We start from the raw sequence: 4192 nt of genomic DNA, 5'->3' as shown, positions 1-4192 counted from the left end.
GGGTTTCTTTGGCTCCATAATCCGTGGAAGACCGGTACGGGCTGGAGCGTGCGGGTGTAGCAAGCCACGGCGTAAGGCACGTAAGCCGTAACCGCAGCCACCGCACCCAGCTGCCCCCTCAGCTGGAACCGCCACCGACCTCACACTACCTCTGGACAAATGCTGGCGCTGCGGTGACAATGGAAGCAACGAAATATCACCATACGAAAAGGGGTACGTTCATGCGGATTGAAAACGATGCGATTGGTGCGGTAGAAATACCCGATGATGTCTGGTGGGGGCCACAAACGGAGCGGTCGCGCCACAACTTTGCGGTGGGCCCCGACATGCCGTTACCAGTGATTCGGGCGCTGATTGAAATCAAACGCGCGGCGGCGAAGGTCAACGGCAGTCGCGGCAACCTCGAACAACCAATTGCGGATGGCATCGTGCAGGTGGCGAGCGCGTTGTTGACGTTCAATGACCACGACCTGCGTAGTCAGTTCCCGTTGAAGGTTTACCAAACCGGTTCCGGGACGCAGACCAACATGAACGTTAATGAAGTAATTGCGCACCAGGCCAGCAAAGCCGCCGGGACCACCGTTTTGGCTAACGACCACGTCAACCAGGGGCAGAGTTCCAACGATACTTTTCCCACCGCGATGCACATGGCCGCCTACGCTGCTTTGGGGTCACTCGTAAGCACCATTCAACACACCGTGGGCACCATGAAGACGCAGGAGCAACAGTACCACCGCACCGTTAAGCTAGGTCGGACACACTTACAGGATGCGACCCCGATTACCTTTGGCCAGGAGGTTTCCGGCTGGCGCGCCACGCTGGAACAGGACATTCGGGCGATTACCGCCGCCCGTGATACTTTGCGGGCGCTGCCCCTCGGTGGCACCGCCGTCGGTACCGGGCTGAACACCACTCCGGCGGCCACAAAGGCGATTATTACACAGTTGATTAGCGATTCGGGCGTGGCTTATACGAGTATGACTAACAAGTTCCACGGGCTGTCTGCGCACACCGAGCTGACCAACGCGCACGCGGCCGTGAAGACGCTGGCAACCGACCTCATGAAGATTGCTAATGACATTCGCTTCCTGGCGAGCGGTCCACGGGGTGGGTACGGCGAGCTGACCATCCCCACTAACGAGCCTGGTAGCTCCATCATGCCGGGCAAAGTGAACCCCACCCAGGCCGAGGCACTGACCATGATTGCGACCCGGGTAATGGGCAATGACGTCACCATCAGCGTGGCTAACAGCCAGGGCAACTTTGAAATGAACGTGTATAAGCCGATTATCATCGCGACTTTGCTGGAATCCATCACGTTGCTGCGTGGTGGGCTGGATCAGTTTAACCGCTTGCTCCTGACCGGGCTGACCGCCAATGCTGACCGGATGCGCGCCGACGTGGACGGCTCGTTGATGACGGTGACGGCGCTGTCGCCGCACATTGGTTACGAGGTGAGCGCCCGCATCGCCCAGCATGCGTTGCGCGACGGGACCACGCTCCGTGAGGCGGCCCTGAAATCAGGTAAAGTCACCGCGGCGCAATTCGACGAGTGGGCGGACCCGCTCCAGATGACGCGTGTAGACGACTAAATAATGGAGGGGCGCATGTGATGCCCAGCGAAGAAGAAGTGATTGAGTTAAGCGGCCGGGTGGCCAAAATATTACTGGAGAACGGCGCCGAGACTTCCCGGGTTGAGGGCACCGCCGAGTATATCGGTCAGGCTGCCGGTCTGCAGTTAAGCTGCCATGCGACCATGACCGCTGTGTTTGTCGACGCGCAAACCGAAGCCCACACGCACCTGATTAAGGTGCGCACGGGTGACTTTAACCTGCAAAAAGTGGACGAGATTAACTCGGTTTCGCGGGCGTTCGTGGGTGGCGAGATCGACTTTGACCAACTCCAGCAACGAATTGAGGCGATTGACCGCAAAGTGATTGACTTCACCTGGCCGCAGAAGATTTTCGGTGCTGGGTTGGTGTCCGTGGCCCCAATGTTACTGTTTAAAGCCACGTGGGCGGACCTCGCCTGGGCCTTTTTCGTCGGGATTGCTGGTTATTTAGCGTCCCAGTGGGTTGGACGGCAAACCACCACGCCGTACATTACCTCCGCGGTGGGCGGGTTTACCATCGCCCTGTTAGCGGCGGCACTAGTGCAGTGGGGATGGGCCACCAGCAGCGACAATATCATTATCAGTGCGCTGATGCCGTTGGTTCCCGGCGTCGCGTTGACCAACTCGTTACGTGAACTCATCGGTAAGCACACCATCTCGGGGATGGTGCGCGCCGTTGACGCCGTCCTGGTGGCGGGTGCCATCGGCGGTGGTGTGGTGTTGGGCGCGGTGCTGGTCCGCATACTGGCGGGGGTGTGACGCGTGGATATTATCGTAATACTAACGGAAATTGTCTTCGGCTTTCTCTCCTCAGTCGGTTTTGGCGTAATTACTAACGTTCCGCGGCGCACCCTGATGGCGTCGGGCATTACTGGTGGCTTGGCCTGGGGTGTGTACGTCATTGTGGACCAAGTTTCCGGTAACCTGATTCTGCCGAACCTATTAGCGGCGGTGACCATCGGCGTACTGGCGAACATTGCGGCCATCGCGGTGCGTGCCCCGGTGAACGTGATGTACGTGCCGTGCCTGGTGTCCCTGGTGCCGGGGGCCATTATTTACATGAGTATGAAGGATTTCACTTTGGGCCACGACGCGACGGCACAGCAGGGGCTGATTAAGACCCTGACGGTGGCGTTTGCCCTTGCCATTGGCTTCGTGCTGGCTGAGGCGCTGATGAACCAACTGCGGCCGTGGATAAAGCGGCTGATGCGGCGGGCGTAGATCGCCGTGTACACAATAGTGAGAAGGGATGAGGATGATGAATTTGTTGACGGAAGTAATGGCAAAGTTGGACCAGGCAGAGCCCGACATTATTCGTATTCGGCGGGAGTTGCACCAGCACCCCGAGGTTTCGTTTCACGAACAGTGGACGTCCCAGTACATCCGTGACTTTTATGCGGATCTGGACTGCACCGTTGCAGACTTTGGCTACGGCTACGGCTTTGTAGTTGACATTAAGGGCGGGCAACCTGGCCCGGCATTGGCGTTGCGTGCCGATTTTGACGCCCTTGCGGTGCAGGAGGACAACGATTTACCGTTTAAGTCTCAACAGGCGGGCGTGATGCACGCTTGCGGGCACGACGGCCACACCGCCTACATGATGGTGCTGGCGCGCACGCTGATTGGGGTACGTGACCAGTTGCCAGGGAGCGTGCGGATTATCCACCAGCCCGCCGAGGAGGTCTCGCCTGGCGGTGCGAAGGGAATGCTGGCGGCCGGCGTGCTGGAAGGTATCGATAACGTGATTGGTGCCCACGTGATGACGTCGATGCCGACCGGGACGGTAGGCTATCATGTCGGGGCCACGCAGACCGGGCGGGCGAACTTCACGATTACCTTCACGGGCAAAGGTGGGCACGCATCCATGCCGCAGTTGTCCAACGACGCCATTGTGGCCGGCAGCTACTTTGTGACCGCGCTACAAACCGTCGTTTCCCGGCGTATCGACCCGTTCGATACTGCGAGCGTGACAATTGGTTCGTTTGATGGCGTCGGCTCGTTCAACGCCATTAAGCAGGCGGTAACGCTGAAGGGTGACGTGCGCGTGATGAAGGAAAGCACGCGTACCACCATTCGCCGGCAAATTGAGCAGATTGCGCACGGGGTTGAAGCAATGTTTGGTGTGGTCGCGAAAATTAATTATGACGACAACTATCCCGTCTTGATGAACGATGCAAAGGTGACGATGCAGGCGGTGCACAACATCCAGGCTGCGGCCATTCCGCAGATTCAGGCGGTGACCGATGTGGGTACGCAGGATCCGTCCGAGGACTTTGCCTACTTTGCTCAGAGTAAGCCGAGCACGTTCCTGTACGTTGGTTGTGACCCGGATGACGGGCAAAGCCACCCGCACCACAGTCCCAACTTCCTGATGAACGAGGACTGCCTACTCATCGCGGCCAAAGCCGTGGGCGCCGCTGCCATCGGCTATCTGCGAGGGCGCGAATAGTGACCGGTTGCAGTGACGCGGTGGCTCCGGTTGGCGGTTCTGGCCGGTGTGGGTGCTGTGGGGTACTGCGACTTTGTGGACCGCTCCACGGTGACCGCTGCTAGGGCGAAACCTTCAACCGGCAAAGTGCG

At 58.9% G+C, this 4192-nt stretch carries 4 protein-coding genes; all 4 read left to right on the top strand.

The features are described from left to right. Window positions 1–221: 221 nt before the first annotated feature. Genes LPA02S_RS10920 through LPA02S_RS10905 form a run of 4 tightly spaced genes read left to right on the top strand, consistent with a single transcriptional unit; the run spans window position 222 to window position 4061 of the window. Window positions 222–1592 (top strand): class II fumarate hydratase, encoded by a 1371-nt coding sequence (locus LPA02S_RS10920; RefSeq protein WP_225350373.1) that lies wholly within the window; start codon window positions 222–224, stop codon window positions 1590–1592. Window positions 1593–1612: 20 nt separating this feature from the next. Further along, on the top strand, window positions 1613–2371 hold the full coding sequence (locus tag LPA02S_RS10915; RefSeq protein WP_056956849.1) for a threonine/serine exporter family protein: 759 nt from the start codon (window positions 1613–1615) through the stop codon (window positions 2369–2371). Window positions 2372–2374: 3 nt separating this feature from the next. After that, window positions 2375–2833 (top strand): threonine/serine exporter family protein, encoded by a 459-nt coding sequence (locus LPA02S_RS10910; protein WP_338043280.1) that lies wholly within the window; start codon window positions 2375–2377, stop codon window positions 2831–2833. Window positions 2834–2870: 37 nt separating this feature from the next. Continuing rightward, on the top strand, window positions 2871–4061 hold the full coding sequence (locus LPA02S_RS10905; protein ID WP_054651714.1) for an amidohydrolase: 1191 nt from the start codon (window positions 2871–2873) through the stop codon (window positions 4059–4061). Window positions 4062–4192: the final 131 nt, after the last annotated feature.

It is taken from the genome of Lacticaseibacillus pantheris DSM 15945 = JCM 12539 = NBRC 106106 (assembly GCF_001591865.1).
In the GTDB taxonomy this organism is placed as follows: domain Bacteria; phylum Bacillota; class Bacilli; order Lactobacillales; family Lactobacillaceae; genus Lacticaseibacillus; species Lacticaseibacillus pantheris.
The sequence above is the reverse complement of the archived record's forward strand: the minus strand, read 5'-3'. Positions and strand labels throughout refer to the sequence as shown.